The sequence below is a fragment of the Massilia sp. Mn16-1_5 genome (assembly GCF_004798585.1).
GTDB lineage: Bacteria > Pseudomonadota > Gammaproteobacteria > Burkholderiales > Burkholderiaceae_D > Telluria.
Genome location: NZ_PPXQ01000001.1, coordinates 90,836 through 113,613, shown reverse-complemented (window position 1 = coordinate 113,613; position 22,778 = coordinate 90,836). Strand labels below are relative to the sequence as shown.

General features: G+C 65.8%; 19 protein-coding genes. 9 read left to right on the top strand and 10 right to left on the bottom strand.

Annotated elements, in window-relative coordinates; all coding sequences use genetic code 11:
* Nucleotides 1–14 precede the first annotated feature (14 nt).
* The 8 genes from C2862_RS00490 to C2862_RS00455 all read right to left on the bottom strand — a co-directional run bounded on the left by C2862_RS00490 (nucleotide 15) and on the right by C2862_RS00455 (nucleotide 11,354).
* Complete coding sequence (locus C2862_RS00490) at nucleotides 15–869, bottom strand: T6SS immunity protein Tli4 family protein (protein ID WP_136218157.1); 855 nt, start codon at nucleotides 867–869, stop codon at nucleotides 15–17.
* Complete coding sequence (locus C2862_RS00485) at nucleotides 866–2,596, bottom strand: T6SS immunity protein Tli4 family protein (protein ID WP_136218156.1); 1,731 nt, start codon at nucleotides 2,594–2,596, stop codon at nucleotides 866–868. The genes C2862_RS00490 and C2862_RS00485 overlap by 4 nt, the downstream gene beginning before the upstream one ends.
* Complete coding sequence (locus C2862_RS00480) at nucleotides 2,593–4,329, bottom strand: triacylglycerol lipase (RefSeq protein ID WP_136218155.1); 1,737 nt, start codon at nucleotides 4,327–4,329, stop codon at nucleotides 2,593–2,595. Before C2862_RS00480 ends, C2862_RS00485 begins: the two co-directional genes overlap by 4 nt.
* Before the next feature lie 24 nt (nucleotides 4,330–4,353).
* Entirely contained in the window at nucleotides 4,354–7,137 is a 2,784-nt protein-coding gene (locus tag C2862_RS00475; RefSeq protein WP_210735823.1) for a type VI secretion system Vgr family protein, read from the bottom strand.
* Nucleotides 7,138–7,308: 171 nt separating this feature from the next.
* Nucleotides 7,309–8,112, bottom strand: coding sequence for a TatD family hydrolase (locus tag C2862_RS00470; RefSeq protein WP_136218153.1), 804 nt, complete (start codon nucleotides 8,110–8,112; stop codon nucleotides 7,309–7,311).
* 3 nt (nucleotides 8,113–8,115) lie between these two features.
* Entirely contained in the window at nucleotides 8,116–8,814 is a 699-nt protein-coding gene (gene lolD, locus C2862_RS00465; RefSeq protein WP_136218152.1) for a lipoprotein-releasing ABC transporter ATP-binding protein LolD, read from the bottom strand.
* Nucleotides 8,807–10,075, bottom strand: a complete 1,269-nt coding sequence (locus C2862_RS00460) for a lipoprotein-releasing ABC transporter permease subunit (protein ID WP_136218151.1) — start codon at nucleotides 10,073–10,075, stop codon at nucleotides 8,807–8,809. The genes lolD and C2862_RS00460 overlap by 8 nt, the downstream gene beginning before the upstream one ends.
* Nucleotides 10,076–10,085: 10 nt before the next feature.
* Complete coding sequence (locus tag C2862_RS00455; RefSeq protein ID WP_136218150.1) at nucleotides 10,086–11,354, bottom strand: lipoprotein-releasing ABC transporter permease subunit; 1,269 nt, start codon at nucleotides 11,352–11,354, stop codon at nucleotides 10,086–10,088.
* Between the two features lie 159 nt (nucleotides 11,355–11,513).
* On the opposite strand from C2862_RS00455, the gene C2862_RS00450 reads away from it, so the two are divergent.
* The 4 genes from C2862_RS00450 to C2862_RS00435 all read left to right on the top strand — a co-directional run bounded on the left by C2862_RS00450 (nucleotide 11,514) and on the right by C2862_RS00435 (nucleotide 16,270).
* Entirely contained in the window at nucleotides 11,514–12,545 is a 1,032-nt protein-coding gene (locus C2862_RS00450; RefSeq protein WP_136218149.1) for a hypothetical protein, read from the top strand.
* Entirely contained in the window at nucleotides 12,542–14,239 is a 1,698-nt protein-coding gene (gene recJ / locus C2862_RS00445) for a single-stranded-DNA-specific exonuclease RecJ (RefSeq protein WP_136218148.1), read from the top strand. Before C2862_RS00450 ends, recJ begins: the two co-directional genes overlap by 4 nt.
* Nucleotides 14,240–14,503: 264 nt before the next feature.
* Nucleotides 14,504–15,235 (top strand): SDR family NAD(P)-dependent oxidoreductase, encoded by a 732-nt coding sequence (locus tag C2862_RS00440; protein ID WP_136218147.1) that lies wholly within the window; start codon nucleotides 14,504–14,506, stop codon nucleotides 15,233–15,235.
* A 42-nt stretch (nucleotides 15,236–15,277) separates the two neighbouring features.
* Complete coding sequence (locus tag C2862_RS00435) at nucleotides 15,278–16,270, top strand: tripartite tricarboxylate transporter substrate binding protein (protein WP_136218146.1); 993 nt, start codon at nucleotides 15,278–15,280, stop codon at nucleotides 16,268–16,270.
* A gap of 108 nt (nucleotides 16,271–16,378) precedes the next feature.
* On the opposite strand, the gene C2862_RS00430 is transcribed toward C2862_RS00435, so the two are convergent.
* The gene (locus tag C2862_RS00430; RefSeq protein WP_136218145.1) at nucleotides 16,379–16,837 is read right to left on the bottom strand and encodes a DUF4440 domain-containing protein; all 459 of its coding nucleotides are present in this window, start codon (nucleotides 16,835–16,837) and stop codon (nucleotides 16,379–16,381) included.
* A 135-nt stretch (nucleotides 16,838–16,972) separates the two neighbouring features.
* Here C2862_RS00430 and C2862_RS00425 point away from each other — a divergent pair, with 135 nt between their 5' ends.
* The 4 genes from C2862_RS00425 to C2862_RS00410 all read left to right on the top strand — a co-directional run bounded on the left by C2862_RS00425 (nucleotide 16,973) and on the right by C2862_RS00410 (nucleotide 20,229).
* Nucleotides 16,973–17,410, top strand: coding sequence for an MbcA/ParS/Xre antitoxin family protein (locus C2862_RS00425; RefSeq protein WP_136218144.1), 438 nt, complete (start codon nucleotides 16,973–16,975; stop codon nucleotides 17,408–17,410).
* 2 nt (nucleotides 17,411–17,412) lie between these two features.
* Nucleotides 17,413–18,096 (top strand): RES family NAD+ phosphorylase, encoded by a 684-nt coding sequence (locus tag C2862_RS00420; protein ID WP_136218143.1) that lies wholly within the window; start codon nucleotides 17,413–17,415, stop codon nucleotides 18,094–18,096.
* A gap of 16 nt (nucleotides 18,097–18,112) precedes the next feature.
* A complete protein-coding gene (locus C2862_RS00415; protein ID WP_136218142.1) occupies nucleotides 18,113–18,433 on the top strand; it encodes a DUF2288 domain-containing protein in 321 nt (106 codons plus the stop codon).
* 185 nt (nucleotides 18,434–18,618) lie between these two features.
* Entirely contained in the window at nucleotides 18,619–20,229 is a 1,611-nt protein-coding gene (locus C2862_RS00410) for a methyl-accepting chemotaxis protein (protein ID WP_136218141.1), read from the top strand.
* A 10-nt stretch (nucleotides 20,230–20,239) separates the two neighbouring features.
* On the opposite strand, the gene C2862_RS25955 is transcribed toward C2862_RS00410, so the two are convergent.
* Complete coding sequence (locus C2862_RS25955; RefSeq protein WP_307723527.1) at nucleotides 20,240–21,829, bottom strand: methyl-accepting chemotaxis protein; 1,590 nt, start codon at nucleotides 21,827–21,829, stop codon at nucleotides 20,240–20,242.
* 198 nt (nucleotides 21,830–22,027) lie between these two features.
* On the opposite strand from C2862_RS25955, the gene C2862_RS00400 reads away from it, so the two are divergent.
* Nucleotides 22,028–22,777: a GAF domain-containing protein gene (locus C2862_RS00400; protein WP_136218140.1), complete on the top strand. Its 750-nt coding sequence runs from the start codon at nucleotides 22,028–22,030 to the stop codon at nucleotides 22,775–22,777.
* The last annotated feature ends 1 nt before the right edge of the window (nucleotide 22,778 follow it).

Genomic DNA, 22,778 nt, shown 5'->3' with positions numbered 1-22,778 from the left:
AGGGGGCGGGGCCGTCAGATGGTCGGACGAGCGGGTGCTGCCGGGCGGGCGACCGGTGCAGGAGAGGCGTGGTGAAAACGGATGCTGGAGGAAATCTTATCCCATAGCGCCAGGGCCGCTTCCTGCGACAACGATGAAGGAACAGGGCCTCGCACGCCCTTTCCTGTGTCCATCGTAAACGACAGATGGGGACGCCCGACGTCGTCGGAGCTTCCACCAAACTCCCACCAAAAGCTATAGACATTTACGCTATCGCCCTCGGCGAAACGTTCGAGTACCTCTTCGCCGCGGAGTCCACTGATCGTCCTATGCGCTGCCCGCAATTGGGATACACGTAAGCTTTCAAGTACTGATAGTCGAGCATTGGATTCGGCATTGCGTATCAAGAGTCCTTTTTCGTCAGGCTTCGTTCCTGCCAACAGGATCAGGCTGAATTCAATATCAGGATGACTCGGCAGCCGTGCAAACATCATGATCCGTTCGCGCTGGCTGGCGTCGAGGGGATCGAGAACGTACGTTCCATCAAGACAAAATCCTGACTCCAAGGGAACCATGTTCGCTGGATTGGGAACGAGCTGTGCGGCCAGTCGGATAAGACGGTCGATGTGGTCGGGATCATATTTCCCGGCGCTGATGTCCGCGCTGGTGCCGCCGGAATGCACCATGGCTTCGACGGCGACGTTCTCGAAATCGTAATGCTCCAGCTCCATACCGTTCGCGGCAGTTCCTTGCGTCACTTGGCGATCATGTACAAACATCCGCGCCACTTCGCTTTCCCGTAGTTGCCCCACGGCCCAGGTTCCCGCTGCGACGGCCAAAACGATGGCGATGATCAGTTTCGCGAGCCGGCTCCAGGCTGCGCGCTTCATGCCGGATCCCCATCACCGCGACTCGCCTGTATCGGCGCATCGGCCAAGCGCATCAGGCGCCATGCACCGCGGCGCTCGATCGACTGCGCCCCATGCGCCGAGCGGCCGAAGGCCCCAGGCGGTATCGCGAACGTTGCCGAAGGCAGCAAGCTACCCTGTGCAAACCAGCGCGTGCTATCCAGTGCGCGAGGGTCCTCGCAACGCCACCAGCCGCTGGCCGGACAGGGCACGCCGGTGGCGGCGAAACTGCCGACCGGTACGCCCTGCTCTTCCATGACCCGCGGCCCGGCACTGGAACCGCTCACGCCAGCCGCCGCTACGGGTGTCGCCTGCGCCAGTGGCAGCGATGAGGGCACGCGCTTGCGATTGCGTTTGTCGACCAGCTTCCAAGAAGTTTGAGCCGTCGACTCGAAGCTCGGCTGAACGCCCCTGAGTTTTTCCCACATTGTTTGCGGTGGAAGCAGCAAGGCCCGCGGCATGCGGTCGCCTTCCTTGATGTACTGGCGCTGCCCACCGAGCACGCCGATGCCGTTGCCGCCGTCGCCGCACAGCCACCAGCCGCTTTCAGGGCAGCGGTCGCCAGCAAGTGCGTAAGTGCCGAGCGGGGTTGGCGGCGGCTCTGCTGCAACAGGCTTGCGTTCTTGCGTGGGACGCAATCGGATGCTGGATGAGATCTTGTCCCAAAGGGCCATGACTGCGTCCTGCGACAATGAAGAGGGAACTGGCCCATGATCGCTCTCGCCAGAGTCCATCTGAAAGAGCACATGTGGAATGAACACGTTGTCCTCCGTGCCATCGACCTCCCACCAAAAACTGTAACCAATAGAATCATTCTGCTCAACGAATCGTCTGACTAGCTCATCTCCGACAACTCCGCCGATTCTCCGTCGATCTGCCCGCAGGCGTGAAATTCGCTTCTTTTCGTCTGGAGCCAAGCCGGCCTCCGTAGCTGCGCTCCTTTCGAGCAGGCTTTGACTCGCGGGTTTGTTTCCGGCAGCCAGAATGGTCAAGAACCGGATATCAGGATGGCTTGGCAACTGGGCGTGCATCATGATTTGTTCGCCTTGGTCGGCGGTGAGCGGATCACGAAACCAAGCGCGGTCGATACAGAAGCCCGGTTCTTTCGGCGCTTCGTTAGTCGGGTTCGGCACCAGCTTGGCGACCAGTTTGGACAGATTTTCAATCTTTGCAGGGTCGTAATCGGGTGCCGATAGATCAAAACTCAGACCCTGGCCATGCACCAGGGCTTCGATCGCGACACCTTCAAAGCGGTAGCGTTCCTGTTCCAGCCCCCTCATTCTTGTTCCTTCCATTACCGTCCGGCTGTGAACGAAAATCTTGCCGATGACGCCGTTCTCGGTCTTCACCTCCCTGACCGATTCGACGTTCTTGTTCCCGCCGAGGCGGTCGGGCGTTGCCCGCAAACGCGCCTCGCGCAGGGCAAGGCGGGCCTGAAAATCGGCCTCCGGCTCGTCGAGCGACGAAATATCGAAGCCATGAATCCGCGGTTTGGCCAGCTCCAGCCTAGTTTCCTCTGGTAGATCAATCAGGAACCTGCCAATGCATACCGTCTTCATTTTCTGGGTCATTCGCGCTACCTCGTCCTTGTCTCGTTGTGCCGCTGCACGCTTCTCGCGAACCTCGCCGATGGCCCAGGCTCCCGTCATTCCAGCGATAAGCACGCCGGCCAGCAGTCTTGCCAGCCCGTTTCGGAGCCAACGCTTCACGTCGTCTCCTGCACGATCTTCACGACCAGCCGCAGCGTCAGCAACAACATATCGGGATGCTTGTACGAGCCCTGATGGTCGTAACCCTGCGTCGCGAACACCTGCTTCGCCTTCCCGCTCGGTCCCGTGCCCGACTGATAAGGAACCGTGCCGTCGCCACGTGCGTCCTGCTCCTCCAGTGCGAACAGCAGCTCGGTCTTTCCTTCCACGCGCACGCGGCGCTGGCCTAGCGTAGTGTGACCGACAAAACGTGCGGCATTGACGTTCGCCGGAGTGACGACGGTTGCCGCCCCGGCTTGTTGCCTCGCGACCCAGCGCAGCTGGCCATATGAGCGTTTGTGCTGGTCGTTGCCGTAAAATGCATATGTGTTTGGATGATAATAATCGCCCAGCGACCGGTGGAATGTCTCGGCAGTGTTAACCGCCGCGATAATGGCCTTCTCCACCCCCTTTTCTGTTTCTTTGTATTTCCCCGCAGGGTCCGCCAAGGCCGGGTTGATCAAACGATACCAAGGACTCATATCCCGGTAGATGTCGTAGGGATTTGGCGATGTTGGTCCAGGAAAATGCAGACAGTCGCTGGACGCAGGGTTATTGCCCGCCGAGTCAACTTTGCTTGCGCCGTTCACAGGCTCCGGTTTGCCAACGGACGTCGTGACGCGGACGTGCAGCCAAGGGCCGGGATAGAGATGATTCGGCAGCAGTTCGAGCGCGCCAGGCGAAGTCGCTAACACGGGCGTCGTCTTTTCGGTCGTTTCGCCCAGAATTTTTGCCAGCGCGGCGGCCGCAATATTATCGAGCGGGCCGTTGTAAGGACTCGAGCTCTCGGTGCCGCAGGCCATGCGTCGGTACGCCGCCGGCGCCCCAAAAGCGGGCATGACGCCATGAATTACGCCGGCGATCTTGTGGGGAATGCGTTTGGCGCACGCGCGTGCAACCAGCCCACCCATTGAATGCGTGACGAGGATGACCTGTTCACAATGCCGTTTCGCGCTTTGCCAGAAAGCGATGATCTCGTTAATCCGGCTTTCCAACCGCTCCGACGAGGTGGCGCAATCCTCAAGCCAGTTATAGCCGACGGCGTAGACCGGGAAATAGCGCTTGGCGTGTTTGGAAAGGTGTTTTTCCGTCAGCGGCTCGAACTCGCGCACGCCCCACTTGCTTGGTTCGCAGGCCATCACGTCCTTCCAGTGCTGTAGCAGGTAGCGCTCCTTCTTGATTTCGTCGAAGCCGAAAGTCTGGTTCAGGCGAGTTTGCAAGGTATGCAGTAAGAGGCCGTACGAGTCGGCATGGACTTCGCCCCATCCTTGCTTGCGCAGGATTTGCTCGTCCAACTCATACCCCTCGACAGCATCGAGTAATACGATGGAGCCACCGTCGTCCACTTCCAGAGTCGAACCATCGAACAACTGCTGGCGGTCTGACGGCGAAACCTCGCTCCATTTCGCTTTAGCTTTCAAGCCCTCCTTCATTCCATTAGGCGGACGCCATACCACTTCTCCAGGATTGGCCTTTCCATTTATCTCGTTAATCCGCATGGGTCGCGGATGCATCTTCGCCCGCAAATTCGTCCCCATAATCCCCGGCACCACGATCACCGGAATCACATGATTCGACGGCTTCAAGCCCATGCCCCGAATCGTGTACTCCGAGGAGGACATGAACGAATTGACCTCCCAGCCGCCGTGCGACAAGGGAATCAGCGGCGGTAGCGGCCTGGTCGATTCAGTCATGGGGCAAGACCTGCTGGCCGGCGTTCAGTCAAGCAGTTCGAAGCGAACAGGTCCGAGCGTGGCGCTCTGGACCAGGGAGGTGCGGCCATCCTCGTCGCTGGTGCCGGCGATCGTGCTGCCGTCCTCGAGGTGCGCGATATAGCGCTGCAGGGGAATCGGATCGCGCGTCTGCAAGTCGCGCAGCACCATGCGCTCGTCGGTGCGGATGTTCGATTTCGAGAAATCGAGCGTCGTCGGCGTGCCGCCGCCCGGCCCTGCGTGCACGATAGCCGAAGCCTTGATGATATGTTTGCCGCTTCCTTGCTGGGTGATCGTCCCGTCCGCCCATTCGGTCTGCGCGCCGCGCGAGACGATCCGCACCAGCGGCGCCTCGATGTGGATGGCCTCCGACGAGATCAGGCTGATGCGCTTGTGGGACCGCACCAGGACACTGCCCCGCCGCGCCTCCAGCGTCACGTCGCCGTCCGCGGCGACCAGCTTGACGCCGAGCGCATGGGCGAATGCGCTGATGCCGCGCGCCGCGCGCACGAAAATGTTGCGGCCGGCGGAGACTTGCGTATCGCCGCCGCTGACCACGTCCACCTTTTTTTCCGCTCCGAGCGCCACGTTCTGCTGGCTCGCCAGCACGACACCGGCGGGCGCCGTCACGGCGACGATGGGCGCGCCCCCGTTCCCGCCCGGCGTTCCCGGCGCTACATTGCTGCCCTCGTCCCAGGCCCTGATCTTGTCCGCCAGTTCGGCCAGGCGCCCGCTGGCCTGCTCGTCACCGGCATGGTGCTCGGCCAGCTTCGCCATCTCGTCGGCCACGCTTTGCATGAGTTGCGCCAGCCCCAGCAGGCCGCCGCGGGAAAGCTGCTGGCCACCTTCGTTCGACGCCGCCTCGGCGCTGACCAGCACCCCCTTCTTCCCCCGGATCGCCACCGCATGATCGCTGCGCAGCTCCGCGCCCTCGCCCCGTGCCTTGCCCTCGCCATTCGCCCGCGGACGCGTCAGCCAGCCGAGGTTCAGTTCGGATGCCCCATGGTCGCTGGCCACCTGCACGCCGATCTCGCCGCGGGTGTCGTCGAAGCGCAGCTGGCTGCCGCGGCGGCCACCGACTTCGCGCGAACGCAGGCCGGACAGGTAGCGATTGCCCGGCAGCTCGCCGTTCGGGCTCAGGGCCGGCGGGGTGGCCTGGCCGTTGAAGAGCTGGGCCAGGACGATCGGTTTGTCGGGGTCGCCGCCGAGGAAGGCCACCAGCACTTCGCTGCCCACGCGTGGCAGGCTGATGCTGCCGTTCTGCTGGTGGCTGCCGGGACCGTTGCCGGCCCAGTTCGAGGCAACGCGCACCCAGGCCGAGTCGAGCGGCGAGCCGGAGGCGCCGGCCCCGTGCGCATGTTCGTGGTCGCGCGTGCGCATGCCGGGGAAGCGGATCTTGATGCGGCCCAGGCTGTCGCAATGCACCTCTTCGTTGGCGGGACCGACGACGATCGCGCTTTGCAGTTGTGGATGCGGCAGGTCGACGCGCGGATCGAAGGCCGGCACCACGGGCACGCCGCGCCGGATTGCCGTGAAGCGCACCTGCACCGGCGCGCTGCCCAGTGGCGCAGCCCAGCCGGAGCGGGCCAGCAGCTGCTCGGCGCGCAGGTGCATGTCGCCCGGCAGGTTGTTGCGCACGCTGGCGTGCAGTTCGGTGATCAGGAACTCGCGCTCGGTTTCGGGATGGCCGTCGATCTCGGGATGGCCGTCCAGTGTGAAATACTGGCCCGCGCAGAAGTCGCGCACGGTTCCCTCGCCATGAAAGCACTTGGCCTCGAGGCCGTGGCGCGCCATGCGCAGCTGGCCCAGGCGCGCGTGGTCTTCGCCGTCGCTGCCGGCGTGCGGAGTATCGAGCAGGTAGTCGTCGAGGCTGGCCGCGAGCGCGTTGCCGTGGCTGCCCTGGTCGAATTCGGCGCGCGCGCCGGTAGCCATGAAGCGCTCGCCGCCCGGATGCTTGTAGTCCCAGCTGTGGCGCGACGCGAGACCGGGCTGCAGCGTGCGCGCCGCGCTCCAGGCGGTGATGGTGTCGCGTTCCCCGGTGGCGTCGTCGCGATGAAAGCGCACGGTCCCGGCGGCGTTGCGCGGCAGCTTGGCACCGTCCCCGAACAGGACCAGGGTGTGGGCCGGAATGCGGTCGTGCTCGGGGTCGACGGCGCTGGCGCGGCTGCGGCCCGGACGCACGCACCAGGAGATGCCGCGCCGGCGCAGCAGGCGGCGGACAAAAGCGGCATCGGACTCGTTGTACTGCATGGTCTGTTCGCGTGCCGGATAAACGGAAGATGCGTGGGCAAGGTCGAGCAGTGGATCGAGTTCGTACTCGAAGGCGCCGGCGAGCACCGCGTTCGCGTGGCGCCATTCGTCGAACAGGACCTGGACGATGGCCAGCTCGTTCTGGTTGCGGAAGATGCGGCTGTTGACGCGCCTTTCCATGATGGCCAGCGCGTCGCGCAAGACGAGCTGGTAGCTGGTGAGGGCGCCGTCGCTGTCGCCGGCGCGCGCTTCGGTGACGATGCCGCAGATGCTGCGCAAGGCGCCGCGGTCGGTGACGATCTGGACTTCGGCCGGCAGCGCGATGAAGTGTTTCAGCGCCAGTGCCGGATCGCTGGAGACGCAGGCCACGCGGTACTCGATACCGCCGCAGATGGACTCGCTGCCCACGATCTGCTGCGGCAGCAGCGCGTCTTCGATCAACTCCTCGGCATGCGCGAGGCGCAGGCGGAGCGCGCGGTGCGCCGTGCTCAGTGACTGTTCGTGCCGCAGCACCCGCAGGAAGGCACTCGCGCTGTCCAAAATCGTCTCCCATGCCGAAAGGGCCATGGTCCCACGAACCCGACAATACCTGGTTGCGGTGAATCATCGTGTCCAGGGAGAATGTGGCGAACTTTGTACGACCTGGACCGTCGTCTGGTTGCCTGCACAGCAGAGTTCGGCCGGCGCAAATAGTTCCGCCGAACGGCCGGTTTATTCCGCCAGCAGCGCCTGCAAACGGGGGATCGCGGCCAGGGAGCTGCGCCAGGTGCCGAGTGCCACCTCGGCCGGGTCCGTGCCCCGCAACTCGGCCAACGCCGCGCCGATCCGCGGTAGCTGCTCCGGGCTGTTGCGCGCCGGGTGGATCCAGCTGGGCGAGATGTCCGGCGCATCGGTTTCCAGCACGATCCGTTCCAAGGGCAGGCTGGCGGCCAGGCGCCGGATCTGCAACGCGCGGGTGAAGGTCATGGCGCCGCCGAAGCCCAGGTGCAGGCCGAGCTTGATGAAGGTATTCGCCTGCTGCTCGCTGCCGTTGAAGGCATGGGCGATGCCGCCTGCCGGCTGGATCTGGCGCAGGTGTTTCAGCACCTGGTCCTGCGAGCGCCGCACATGGGTGAGCACCGGCAGATCGAAGTCGCGCGCGATGCGCAGCTGCTCGCGGAAGAAGCGTTCCTGCTTCTCGCGCATGGCCGGCTCGCACAGCATGGGGATGAAGAAGTCGAGCCCGATCTCGCCGATCGCCACGAAGCGCGGGTCAATCATCGCCTTTTCGACCGCCGCACGCAGTGACACCAGGTCTTCGTCGCGCGCCTGCGGTACATAGATCGGGTGGATGCCGAGCGCGTAGCTGGCGTTCGGCGCGGCATGCGCCAGTTGCGCGACGGTCTCGAAATTCGCGCGCTCGACGGCCGGGATCACGATCATCGACACCCCGGCTGCACGCGCCTGCCCGGCCACCGCTAGCGAAGCAGCGCCGAACTCGTGCGCGTCCAGGTGGCAGTGGGTGTCGATCCACATGGCTTATGCCTCCAGCGGCACCAGCCCGTGCTCGGTCAGGCGCAGCGCGCGGTCGCAGCGGCGGGCGAGCTCCATGTCGTGGGTGACGATGACGAAGGCCGTGCCCAGGGTGCGCGACAGTTCCAGCATCAGGTCGAAGATCACGAGCGCCGTCGTGTGGTCCAGGTTACCGGTCGGCTCGTCGGCCAGCACACAGGCCGGCTGCGTGACCAGGGCGCGCGCCAGCGCCACGCGCTGGCGTTCGCCGCCGGAGAGTTCGCCCGGACGGTGCACGACCCGCTTGGCCAGGCCCACGCGCGCCAGGATCGCCTGCGCCTGCTCGACAGCCTGCGCGCGTTTCTCGCGCCGGATCATCAGCGGCATGGCCACGTTGTCCAGCGCCGAGAATTCCGGCAGCAGGTGGTGGAACTGGTAGACGAAGCCGAGCGAGGAATTGCGCAGGTCGCCGCGGCGCGCTTCGGACAGGGTCGCGAAGTCCTCGCCCAGCAGGGTCACCGAGCCGCCGGTCGGCGTATCCAGGCCGCCCAGCAGGTGCAGCAGCGTCGACTTGCCCGAACCGGAAGCGCCGACGATCGCCACGCGCTCGCCGCGCCCGATCGAGAAATCGATCTTGTCCAGCACCTGCACCTGATAGTCGCCCTGCTTGAAGGTTTTACTCAGGCCGCGGCAGGCCAAAACGGGAGTGTTCAACGCATCACTCATAGCGCAGCGCCTCCGCAGGTTTCACGCGCGAAGCCGACCAGCTCGGATACAGCGTGGCGGCAAAGGCCAGGATCACGGAGACGATGCCGATGCTGGCCACGTCCGGCCAGCGCAGCTCGGACGGTACGGCCGTGAATTGGTAAATATCCTTGGACAAGAACTGCACTCCCAATAACTGTTCAATGAATGGAACGATGACGTCGATGTTCAGCGCGACCAGCACCCCGCCGCCCACGCCCAGCACGGTGCCGAGCAGGCCCGCCACCGCGCCCTGGACCATGAAGATCTTCATGATCGAACGCGGCGAAGCGCCCAGCGTGCGCAGGATGGCGATGTCGGCCTGCTTGTCGGTCACCGTCATCACCAGGGTCGAGACCAGGTTGAAGGCGGCCACCGTAACGATCAGGGTCAGGATGATGAACATCATCTTCTTCTCGGTCTGTACGGCGCCGAACCAGACCGCGTTCAGCTGCGACCAGTCGCGCATCACCAGCTCGCCCGACATCGATTTTTTCAGCTCTTGCGCCACCTGGGGCGCGGCGTGCATGTCCCTGATGCGCAGGCGCAGGCCGGCGGGCGCATCGAGGCGCTCCATCTTCTCGGCGTCCTGCAAACTGATGAAGGCCATGCCGGCGTCGAACTCGGCGTGGCCGGCCTCGAAGATGCCCGACACCGTAAAGGTGCGCATGCGCGGCAGCAGGCCGGCCGGCGTGGCCTGGGCCTGCGCCAGCAGCATGGTGACCTTGTCGCCGACGTGCAGGTTGAGCGCGCCGGCCAGCGCATAGCCGAGCACGATGTTGAAGCTGCCCGGCGTGAGGCTGTCGATGCGGCCCTGGCGCATGGTGTTGGCCACTTCGGACACATTGCGCTCCGCTGCCGGCAGGATGCCGCGCACCACGGCCGGACGCATCGCGCCGTCGGCCTGCTGCAGTAGCGCCTCGCTCTGGACAAAAGGCGCCGCGCCCAGCACGTTCGGATTGCGCAGCGCTTCCTTCGACGCCGCCTGCCATTGCGGCATGCTGCCGGCGGCGTCGAAGACTTCGATATGCGCCAGCACCGACAGCATGCGGTCGGTTACCTGCTTCTGGAAGCCGTTCATCACCGAGAGCACGATGATCAGGGCCGCGACGCCGAGCGCGATGCCCGCCACCGAGATCAGGGAGATGAAGGAGATGAAACCACTGTTGTCGCTGCCCTTGCCCGCACGCGTGTAGCGCAGGCCGACCAGCCACTCGAAGGGCAGTTTGTGGATGATGCTCATACTGTTGTTCTCATTCGTAGCGTAGCGCCTGCGCCGGTTTCACGCGCGCGCCCGCCCAGCTCGGGTAGATGGTCGCCAGGAAGGCCAGCAGCACGGCCAGGCCGCCGATACTGGCCACGTCCGGCCAGCGCAGTTCGGACGGGATCTCGCTGATCAGGTAGATCTCCTTCGAAAGGAACTGGATCCCGAACAGGCGCTCGATGAAGGGCACGATCACGTCGACATTGAGCGCCACCGTCACGCCCAGCAGCACACCCAGCGCGCTGCCGAGCAGGCCGACCAGCGTGCCCTGCACGATGAAGATCTTCATGATCGAGCGCGGCGAGGCGCCCAGCGTGCGCAGGATCGCGATGTCGGACTGCTTGTCCTTCACCGTCATCACCAGGGTCGAGACCAGGTTGAAGGCAGCCACCGCGATGATCATCGCCAGGATGATGAACATCATGCGCTTTTGCGATTCGACGGCGGCGAACCAGACCGGGTTCACCTGCGACCAGTCGCGCAGCACCACCTCGCTGCCCAGGCTGCGGCGCAGCTCGGCCGCCACGCGCGGCGCCGCGTGCATGTCGCGCAGGTGCAGGCGCACGCCGGCCGGGCCCTGGATGCGCGCGGCCGCCACGGCGTCGTCCAGGTAGGCGAAAGCGAGCGTGGAATCGAATTCGTAGTGGCCGGCCTCGAAGATGCCGACCACCGTGAAGGCCTGGGTGCGCGGCGCGCTTGGTGCCCCGCCGGCATTGCCCACGGTGCCCAGCAACATGGTGACGCGCTCGCCGACCGTGACCTCGAGCGACTTGGCCAGCGCGCTGCCCAGCACGATGTTCATCGAGCCCGGCGTCAGCTTGTCCAGGCTGCCCTGGCGCATCTGGCGCCCTACTTCCGACACCCTGGTTTCCTCCCCCGGGATGATCCCGCGCAGCAGGGCCGGCTTCATCACGCCGTCGCGCAGCAGCATGCCCTGCACGTCGGCGAAGGGCGCGGCGGCCACGACCTGCGGATTCTTTGCGGCTTCGCGCCCGACCGCGCGCCAGTCCGGCATGGCGCCGCGCACGTCGTAGACCTCGACATGGGCCAACACCGACAGCATGCGGTCGGTGACCTCTTTCTGGAAGCCGTTCATCACCGACAGCACGACGATCAGGGCCGCCACGCCGAGGGCGATGCCGGCCACCGAGATCATCGAAATGAAGGAAATGAAGCGGTTGCGGCCGCTGCGCTTGCCGGCGCGCGTGTAGCGCAGGCCGACCAGGGCTTCATACGGCAGCTTGTAGATGATGCTCATGAATTTAAGTGTTTGACAACCGACCCCGCAGTTTGCCACAAGAAGCTCATCCGTGACAGCACGCGAGGAATCGATTTCGCACCTGAAACCCCGCTCGGGCCGCCTTGAGGACGGCCCGCGGCGTCGCTTGCCGGCCTCATTTGGCCTACAATGTCGGGTATGTCCCAGCTTACCGTCGTCCTTCCCTTCGCCCTTCCGATTCCCGAGTTCGCTCCCGACCTGGTGCGCTCCCTGCAAGCGCCTGCATTGAGCGCCCTGTTGAGCCGTACCAGCAGCCGCCAGCGCGTAGCGCTGAACGATGCGGTGCGCGCCTTGCCGCACGAGCAATGGCTGGCGCAGGCGCTCGGGCTGACCGACAGCGGCCGGCCGGCCTGGGCGGCGGCCGCGATGCGCGCTTTCGGCATCCAGCCCGAGGTGGGTACCTGGTTCATCGTCAATCCGATCCATATCGAGATCGCGCGCACCCACCTGATGATGGGCGACCCGCGCTATCTCGGGCTTTCGGATGCCGAAAGCCGTGCACTGTTCGAGACTGCCCTGCCCTATTTCGAGGAAGCCGGCCACGCGCTGGTCTACGGCGACCCCAAGACCTGGTTCATGCGCGCCGACGACTGGGCGGGACTCGATACCGCTACCCCCGAGGCGGCGCTGGGCATGGACCTGACCGACTGGATGCCGAGCGGCGAGCGCGCGGCGGCCTTCCGGCGCCTGCAGAACGAAGTCCAGATCCTGTGGCACACCCACCCGGTCAACGCGGCACGCGAGGCGCGCCGGCTGCCGCCGGTGAACGCCTTCTGGGCCTGGGGCGCGGCCGAAGCGAGCCGCCTGCCGGCACCAAACAGCCCCAAGCTGGCCGCCTTTGACGCGGGTGGCGTGATGAACGCGATTGCAGCCGAGCGCCCGGCGGACCTCGCGCAGTTTGCCGCCAGTGCCGGCGGCGAAACCATCCTGTACTGCGCCAGCGCCGCTCCCTACGCGGTCGGCGCCGACTGGGGCGGCTGGGTCGCGCAGCTGCAGCAACTTGAAGCCGCGCTGTTCGCACCCATCTTGGATGCCTTGAAGACGCGCCGCAGCGGCATCGGCCAGGTGCGCCTGTTGCTGAGCCACCGCGACGCGCTTGCCGAATTCACCACCACCGCCCTGGCGCAACGCGCCTTCTGGCGCCGTATCAGCCTGGATAGCCTGCTTTGAAAACCCGTATTTCCACTCGTCCCTGCCCCTTCCGCCAGTCCGAACTGCTGCGCCAGGGCGGGGTGCACCCTGTCCTGGCCCGCATCTACGCCGCGCGCGGCCTGGTCGACGTGCGTGAACTGTCCTGCGAACTGACGGCCCTGGTGCCGCCGAGCGGCCTGAAACACATCGACGCCGCGGCCGTCTTCCTGGCCGATGCGATTGCCGCGCGCAAGAAGATGACCATCGTCGCCGACTACGACTGCGACGGCGCCACCGCCTGCGCCACGGCCCTGCGCGGCCTGCGCGCGATGGGCGCCGAGGTCGACTACATCGTGCCCGACCGCGTGGTGCACGGCTACGGCCTGACGCCCGACATCGTCGAATTGACCGTGCGCGAGAAATCGCCCGACATCATCGTCACCGTCGACAACGGCATCGCCAGCGTTGACGGCGTCTTGGCGGCGAACCAACGCGGCATCGAAGTCGTCGTCACCGACCACCACCTGCCGGGCGACACGCTGCCGCCGGCGCGCGTGATCGTCAATCCGAACCAGCCGGAATGCGGCTTCCCGAGCAAGAACCTGGCCGGCGTCGGCGTGGTCTTCTATGTGCTGCTGGCCCTGCGCGCCGAGCTGCGCCGGCGTGGCGTGTTCGATGCGCAAAGCCAGCCCAAGTTGGACAATCTGCTCGACCTGGTGGCCCTCGGCACCGTGGCCGACGTCGTGAAACTCGACACCAACAACCGCATACTGGTCGCCCAGGGGATCAAGCGCATGCGCGCCGGCCGCATGCACGCCGGCGTGGCGGCCCTGTTCCGCGTGGCCGGTCGCGAGGCGCGCAATGCCTCGCCCTTCGACCTGGGGTTTGCGGTCGGCCCGCGCCTGAACGCGGCCGGGCGCCTGGAAGACATGGCGCTCGGGATCGAGTGCCTCACCACCGACGACGAAGGCCGCGCCTGGGCCATCGCCCAGCAGCTCAACGAAATCAACCTCAAGCGCCGCGAGATCGAGGCCGAGATGCAGGACACGGCCCTGCTGCACCTGGACGCTTTCGAGCCGGCGGACGCCAGCACCATCGCCGTGTTCGACGAAGGCTGGCACCAGGGCGTGATCGGCATCGTCGCCTCGCGCCTGAAGGAGAAGTTCTTCCGGCCGACGATCACCTTTGCACCGGGCGGCCCCGGCCTGATCAAGGGTTCGGGACGCTCGATCCCCGGCTTTCACATGCGCGACGCGCTCGACCTGGTGTCCAAGCGCGTGCCCGGCCTGATCGAGAAGTTCGGCGGCCACGCGATGGCGGCCGGCCTCACCATCAAGCTCGAGTCCTTCGACGCCTTCCAGCAGGCCTTCGAAGCCGTCGGGCGTGCCTGGCTGACCCAGGCCCAGCTCGAGCGCGTGATCGAGACCGACGGTCCGCTCGAAGACGAGTTTTATTCGACTTCCTTCATCGAACTGTGCGACGGCCAGGTCTGGGGCCAGGGTTTCGCGCCGCCCGTGTTCTGCGACGAATTCCGCGTGCTGAGCCAGCGCATCCTGAAGGAAAAGCATCTCAAATTGCTGCTGGAGCGGAACGGAAGGCGCTACGACGCGATCTGGTTCGGGCATACCGAAGGCCTGGGCGAGCGCGCGCGCGTGGCCTTCCGGCTCGATGCGAACGAGTACAACGGGGTGACCAAGGTGCAGTTGCTGGTGGAGCACGCCGAGCCGGTCTAAACGTTCACGTCCTACCGCGTGGGCATGCCCGGTGAACCCGTCATTGCGGCCATTGGCCACAATGACCCCGTACGGTGCGCCACCATCCGTGGCTGGTGCATATCGTAGGGTGGGCATGCCCACGCGTTTTCGTGCGGTTCTACATCCGCACCGTAATTTGCATCCACCTGGCACGCATGTCCCGGCGCTCATCAACTGCTATCGACATGCTAATATCGACCCGCGCCGGGTATCGTCGCCCGGCCGTTTCGAGGAGCGCAATGCATGATCGAAGCACGGCAGTTCACCCTGGTCACCGGCGGCAGTTCCGGCATCGGCCGCGCCATCTGCGAGGCGCTGCTGGCGCAGGGCCGCAGCGTCCTGAATCTCGATGTCCAGGCGCCCGCCTGGCACCATGACCAGCTAGTCTCGCTGCAGGCCAACCTGAGCAGGCAGGACGAGATCGAGGCCGCCGCGCGCCAGATTGCGGCACAGTACAACGTCACCGCGCTCGTCAACAACGCCGGCGCGACCCGTCCGGGCAGCATCGGGAGCGCGAGCATGGCCGACCTCGACGACGTCGTCGGCCTGCACCTGCGCGCGCCGATCCTGCTGACCCAGGCCTGCCTGCCGACGCTACGTGCCAGCAAGCAGGGCCGCATCGTCAACGTTTCCTCGCGCGCCGCGCTCGGCAAGCCCGAACGCATCGTGTATTCCGCCACCAAGGCCGGCCTGATCGGCCTGACGCGCACCCTGGCCCAGGAACTGGGCGCCGACGGCATCACCGTCAACGCGGTCGCACCGGGGCCGATCGCCACCGAACTCTTCAAGAACAGTAATCCCGAAGGCGCGCCGCAAACCCGGCGCATCCTCGACAGCATCGTCGTCAAGCGCATCGGCACGCCCGAGGACGTGGCCCGCGCGGCGCTGTTCTTCCTGGCGCCGGAAAATGGCTTCGTCACCGGCCAGGTGCTCTACGTCTGCGGCGGCACCACGCTGGGCGTCGCGCCAATCTGATTAGCACTGCCTTCCAACCACAACAACATCCTGGAGACCACCATGAAGACTTCTCAACCCAAGCGCCGCACCCTTGCCCTGGCCATGCTGGCCACCGGCGCTATCGCGCTGGCGCCGCTCGCCGCCCAGGCCCAGGCCTTCCCGTCGAAAGGCCTGACCATGATCGTGCCCTTCTCGCCCGGCGGTACCACGGACATCCTGGCGCGCGTGGTCGGTGCGTTCATGGCCAAGGACCTGGGCCAGCCGGTCGTCATCGACAACCGTCCCGGCGCCGGCGGCAACATCGGCGCCCAGATGGTGGCGCGTGCGGCGCCGGACGGCTACACGATCCTGATGGGCACCGTCGGCACCCACGCCATCAACCAGAGCCTGTACAAGAAGATGCCCTTCGATCCGATCAAGGACTTCGCGCCGGTCACGCGCGTGGCGCTGGTGCCGAACCTGCTGGTGGCGAACCCGTCGCAGCCATTCAAGACGGTGAAGGAGCTGATCGCGTATGCGAAGGGCAATCCGGGCAAGGTCACCTTCGCCTCGTCCGGCAGCGGCACCTCGATCCACCTGTCGGGCGAGATGTTCCAGCAGATGGCCGGCGTCGAGATGCAACACATCCCGTATAAAGGCAGCGCGCCGGCGCTGACCGACCTGCTGGGCGGCCAGACCGCCATCATGTTCGACAACATGCCCTCGGTGATCGGCCACGTCCGCGCCGGCAAGCTGCGCCCGATCGCGGTGACCACGCCGACCCGCTCGCCGGCCCTGCCGGACGTGCCGACCATCGCCGAATCCGGCGTGCCGGGCTACAGCGCCACCTCCTGGTTCGGCATCCTGGCCCCGGCCGCGACGCCGGCGCCGGTGATCGCGAAGCTGAACGCCTCGATCCTGAAAGCGCTGGCCGATCCGGAAGTCAAGAAGAAGCTGGCCGAGCAAGGCGCCGAGCCGCATGGCGAGAAGCCGGAGCAGTTCGCGGAGTTCATTCGCAGCGAGACGGCGAAGTGGGGGCAGACGGTGAAGGTGTCGGGCGCGACGGCGGATTGATATTTCGCCGATGATCCAACGGTGATACCGCGTGCGCATGAATGCGCACCCTACAACGGCCACGTAGGGTGCGCATTCATGCGCACGCGGTACATCCTTAGCGCACCGCTACCTCCCGCAATCACACCCCCGATCGAACACCACCCGCCAGGTCCCCGGCCCTTCCAGCCGCCACACCGAATTGAAACGCCCGACCTGCTTGCCCGCCGCATCGCGCACCGGCCCGCTGCTAAAGGCCAGCGTCCCCGAGGCCAGCACCTCGACCTCCTCCGGCGACCAGGAAAACGGCGCGTCCGGCTTGTCGAAATACGGCCGCCAGCCCTGGGCCACGTCTTCCTTGCCGCGCAATGCCCCGCCCGGCCGCATGAACACCGCTTCACGCGACAGATGGTCGGTGAAGGCATCGAAATCGCGCCTGGCCATGCTGGCGGCAAACGCGCGCTCGGCCGCGATCACCTGCTGGCGCAGGTCGCCGGGTGCGACCCGCGAGCCGCGCGCGACGGCAAGCGCCGCCGCCGCAACGCAGGCCAGCACCAGTAAGAAGAGTCCCGCGGAACGCCAGCGCATAGGAGTACCTTTCCTTTCGAACATTTTCCTTTCGACAACTCGGCGCCAATTCTGTCACGGTGTACACGGCTTGACAACCGCCAGTTGCACCCACTCCGGAAACGGAGTATAAATACTCCAGAACTGGAGGAAATAATGAACCTGGCCTATTCCTATCCGAAAAGCCGCTTCGAGCCGGCCGTGCTGGTGGACCTGAACTCGCGCGCCGAGCGCGAGCGCCTGTCGAAGTCGGCCCTGACCGGCTTCTTCAAGCTGGCCGCCGCCTGGCAGCTGCGCGACGAAGATGCGCGCGAACTGCTCGGCGGCCTGGGCGCGTCCTCCTTCTACGACTGGAAGAAGAATCCGGACCGGGTACTCGAAGTCGACCGCATCACCCGCATCTCCTACCTGCTCGGCATCTATAAAGCCCTGCACATCCTGTACGGCGACAAGCTGGCCGACGAATGGGTGCACCTGCCGAATACGAACATTATATTCGGCGGCCGCACGCCGCTGGCCGTGATGCTCGGTGGCGGCCTGCTGGCCATGCAGACGGTGCGCCAGCTGCTCGACGCGCGCCGCGGAGGCCTCTGATCTTGCCCCATCTTCCCAAACTGACCGCGCTGCGCCAGTTCGACACCTGCCGCCTGCTGCCCTCGCGCTTTGCCGATCTCGAGGACTCGGTGCTGGCGCCGCTGGCCGACAGCGACGCCACCCTGCGCGACCTGTTCGAGCTCGACAACGCCACCAACGAACGCCTGCGCGGCGAGGCCGGCCTGCTGCCCGGGATCGGCGTGGACGAACTCGTGTTCGGCCTGCCGAACTTCCGCATCATCAACGCGGCCTATACCTATGCCCGGCCCGAGGGAAGCCGCTTCAACGACGGCAGGCGCGGCGCCTGGTATTGCGCTTTCGACGCCGACACGGCGCTGGCCGAAGTCAGTTTTCACAAAGCCGTCGAATACCAGGAAATCAATCGCTTCGACGACAGCGTCACCTACCAGGCCATGCTGGCCGACTTCAATGCCGGCTTCCACGACATCCGCGGCATGCGCGGTTTCGCCGGCTGCCTCGACCCGAGCAGCTACGTCGCCTCGCAGGAGCTGGCGAACACCCTGCTCGAGCTCGGCTCCATGGGTGTGATCTACCCAAGCGTGCGTGCGCCGCAAGGCACCAACCTTGCCTGCTTCCGCCCCGCCCTGGTGGGCAATGTGCGCAGAGGAGCGGCCTATCGGTTAACATGGGCGGGTTCGCCGGTTCCGACGGTCGAACCGATGTGACTCCAAATTGAAAAGCATGAAAACGAAACCCGAGAACGACACCGAACTGCACGACAAGATCAACCGCGAAACCGGCCGCATCGCCTGGAGCGAGCTGGAGCGCCACTTCGCCCAGGGCAACGTGATCTACGTCAGCGAAGAACTCGACCTGATCGACGTCGCCGTCCGCATCTCGCACGACGACAAGGACAAGATCAGCCACTGGATGGCTGAGGGCAAGGTCGCCAAGGTATCCGACCTGCAGGCCCAGACCTGGAGCGCCTGCGGCGCCGCCCTGTGGGCCTCGGTTGTCCACCCTTTCATCCTCGTCCAGCCCGATAAGAAGCAATTGCATTGATATCAACTCAATTGCAACATCGGCATCATCAATCGATGTTGCAATTTTGCTGCACGGCATCATTTATTCCCCCTTGACTGATATACTCGCGGTTACAGGAGCTGCGGGCGTCGCCACGCCGGCCAGCTCCTGATACTCCCGAGTTCAACCGCGGCCCGCGCGCCGCCATTCATCAGGAATCCAACGTGAAGAACCTCAAGATCGGTGTCCGCCTGGGCGCCGGATTCGCCCTCGTCCTGGCCTTGCTGCTGGCGGTGACAGTCACCGCCCTGCTGCGCATGCAGGAAGCCGGCGACATGACCAATCGCCTCGTGCATACCAGCATCAAGAACCAGCGCAACGTGGCCGAATGGGGCAAGTTGATCGAGCTGAACAGCGCAATGCTGCAAACTGCCTACGTCAGCACCGATACCGCCGTGATCGAAACAGTCTCCGCGCGCATGAAGGAAGTCTCGGCGCGCTCTACTGTCCTGCAGGACGAGGTGGAAGCCTCGCTGCGCAACGAAGCCGTGCGCGCCCAGTTCGCCGTGGTCAAGGCCGCGCGCGAGCCCTACCTGAAGGCGCGCAACGCCCTGTTTGAAGCCAAGCGCAGCGGTGACGTCGAAGGCGCCGGCAAGATCTATGCTGAACAACTGACCCCGCTGAGCGCTACCTTCCTTGCCGAGATGAACAAGCTGGCCAAGATGCAGATCGAAGCCGCCGACGGCGTCGCGGCCGCTATCCTCGACTCCTACTCGCACACCCGCGTCATCCTGATCGCCCTCGGCCTGGCCGCCCTGCTGCTGGGCATCGGCTGCGCCTACTTCATCACCCGTTCGATCACCGTGCCGCTGCGCCATGCGGTCGGCTTCGCCCAGCGCGTCGCGCGCGGCGACCTGACCAGCCGCGCCGCCGCCACCGAGCGCGACGAAACCGGCGACCTGCTGCGCGCGCTCGCCAGCATGTCGACCGCGCTGGCCGGCATCGTCGGCCACGTGCGCAGCGGTACCGGGGCGATTGCCACCGCCTCGAACGAAATCGCCAACGGCAACGCCGACCTCTCGGCACGCACCGAACAGCAGGCCAGCTCGCTCGAGGAAACCGCCTCTTCGATGGAAGAATTGACCTCGACCGTGCGCCAGAACGCGGACAACGCCCGCGAAGCCAACAAGCTGGCCCGCAACGCGGCGGCGATCGCCGGCGAAGGCGGCGCCGTGGTGGCCGAAGTCGTGGCGACCATGGGCTCGATCAACGAGTCCTCGCGCAAGATCGTCGACATCATCAGCGTCATCGACGGCATCGCCTTCCAGACCAACATCCTGGCGCTGAATGCCGCCGTGGAAGCGGCGCGCGCCGGCGAACAGGGCCGCGGCTTCGCGGTCGTCGCCGGCGAAGTGCGCAACCTGGCCCAGCGCTCGGCCAGCGCCGCCAAGGAAATCAAGGCCCTGATCGACGACTCGGTCGGGAATGTCGAAGCGGGCGCGAAGCAGGTCGACCGCGCCGGCGCCACCATGAACGAGATCGTGCGCAGCATCGAGCACGTGACCGGCATCATGGCCGACATCGCCAATGCCAGCGAAGAGCAAAGCGCCGGCATCGAGCAGGTCAACAGCGCGATCGTCGACATGGACAGCGTCACCCAGCAGAACGCGGCCCTGGTCGAAGAGGCCGCCGCCGCGGCGGAATCGATGCAGGACCAGGCCGCGCGCCTGGCCCAGGTGGTCAGCACCTTCAAGCTGGACGAAGCTGCCGCCCCAAGCGCCGGCGCGGCACGCCCGCGCGCGGCAGCGCAGCAGCTGGCGCTGGCGTCCGCCTAAACGCCGGGCCTCAGGCGACCGGCACCAGATCGCGCGAACGCGGGTGCCGTCCGCCGTCTTCCAGCTGGAAGGTATTCACGACGCTCGCCAGCTGGTCGGCCTGCTGGCGCAGCGACTGCGCCGCGGCCGAGGCTTCCTCCACCAGCGCCGCATTTTGCAGCGTCATCTCGTCCAGGCGCACGATGGCCTGGTCCACCTGCTCGATGCCCGCACTCTGCGTGCGCGTGGCATCCGAGATCTGGCCCATGATGTCGGTCACGCGCTGCACACCCGTCACCACCTTGCGCATCGTGTCGCCGGCCTGCCCGACCAGCACCGTGCCGGCGCCGACCTTGCTTACCGAATCCTCGATCAGCCCCTTGATCTCGCGCGCCGCCGCCGCCGAGCGCTGCGCCAGGTTGCGCACTTCGCTGGCCACCACCGCGAAGCCGCGCCCCTGCTCGCCCGCACGCGCCGCTTCCACCGCCGCATTCAGGGCCAGGATATTGGTCTGGAAGGCGATGCCGTCGATGACCGAGATGATGTCCTCGATGCGGCGCGAGGATTCGTGGATCAGGTTCATGGTCGCGACCACGCCGTCGACCGCGGCGCCGCCTTCCTGCGAGACCTTCGACGCCTCGCCGGCAAGCCTGCTGGCCTGGGCCGCGTAGTCCGCGTTCAGCTGGACCGATTCGATCAGCTGCTTCATCGAGCCCGCGATCTGCGCCAGCGCGGCGGCCTGGGTCTCGGTGCGGCTGGAGAGATCGAGGTTGCCGCTGGCGATCTGGGCCGAGGCCGAGGCAATGGCGTCGGTACCGCCGCGCACCCGGGTCACGATGCCGGACAGGCTGTCGCGCATCGTGCTCATCGCGTACAACAGACTGGCCGGACGGGCGCGCCTGGTGTCGACCTGGTGCTGCAGCTGGCCCTGGGCGATGGCGCTGGCGACGCCGGTGGCGTAGGCCGGTTCGCCGCCGAGCTGGCCGATCAGGCTGCGCGCGACGGCGGCGCCGATGACGGCGCACAGCAGCGCGCACAGCACCGACAGGCCCGTGATCCAGTAGCGCGCGCCCGAGGCCTCGGCGGCGGCCGCGGCGCCGCCGGCGGTGGTCTGGGCCTGCAGGTCCTTCAGCAAGGCGTCGATATCGGCCACGATCTGGCGCCGCAGCGGGCTGCATTCCTGCACCAGGAAGGTACCGAAGGCTTCCATCTGGCCCGCCGTGCGGAAGCGCCGCGGACGTTCCAGTTCGCCCGCCATCGCCGTCATCCCGGCGCGCACCTTGCGGTAGGCGGCGTCGTCCTTCAGGAGCGGATCGAGCCTGGCCAGCGCGGCCAGGTATTCGGCCTTGCGCGCGTCGACGAGGTCGAGTTCGCGCGCGGCCGCGGCGGGGTCCTGGAAGATGAAGGCATTGCGCGCGGCGATACCCGTCTGGTCCAGCGCTTCGCGCGCTTCGTAGAGCGGCTCGAGGCGGGTGGCGCGGAAGGTCTCGGCATCGTTCAGGCTGGCCTCGATGCTGTTCACACGCACGATCGCGAACACGGCCAGCGTGACGGTGACCAGCAGGACCAGGGCAAAGGCGCCGAACAGGCGCGCCGCCAGGCTGTATTGGGAAAGCTTCACATCGTCTCCTTCTGGAATGCGAGCCCTGCAATACAGGGCCGAATATTGATGAAATCGCTCGGATTCTGAATGATCAATTTCCAATTTGCAACCAAAAGTCACGACTTTGTTGCCCGAATCATCACTTTTCGTCGAATGCAAGCAGACATCGAATAGATTCATCAAATCGGCTATACTTCAATAAACTTAGGAATATTGATGAACAGCAATTTAATGGAAGAGGATCCAATCCTGACCACCAGCGCCGCCGCGCGATTGCTTGGCGTGGCGACCAGCACCGTCCAGCTCTGGATGGAAAGCGGTGCGATCGAGTCATGGAAAACGCCGGGCGGACACCGCCGCACCCGCGAGAGCCACATCCGTGCGCTGATGACCAGGGTCGCGGGCCAGCCGGGCGCGCCGGAACGACGCCAGCCGCCGACGCCGACCGACCCCGAATTCCTGCCCAACCCGGAGCCTGGCTTCCCGGTGCCCGAAGAAGAAGCGCAGCGCCTCGCCGCGCTGGCCGCGACGGGTCTGGTGGACAGCCCGCCGGAAGACCGTTTCGACCGCATCGTGCGCCTGGCATCGAAAGTCACCGAGTCGCCGATCGCCCTGATCTCCCTGCTTACCGCGCGCCGCCAGTGGTTCAAGGCGCGCGTCGGCCTGCCGGCCCAGCAGACGCCGCGCGAATGGGCCTTCTGCACCCATGCGATCCTGCAGGACGGCCCCTTCGTGGTCGAAGACGCGATCAGCGACGCCCGTTTCTCGGGCAACCCGCTGGTGCTGGCCGCGCCGCACATGCGCTTCTACGCCGGTGTGCCGCTGCGCGACAGCGCGGGCATGGCGATGGGAACGCTGTGCGTGATCGACCGCGAGCCGCGCAAGCTGCGCGCCGCGGAGCTGGAAGCCCTGATGGACCTGGCCGCGATCGCGGCCAGCGAGATCGAAGCCTCGAACGAGCATTGAA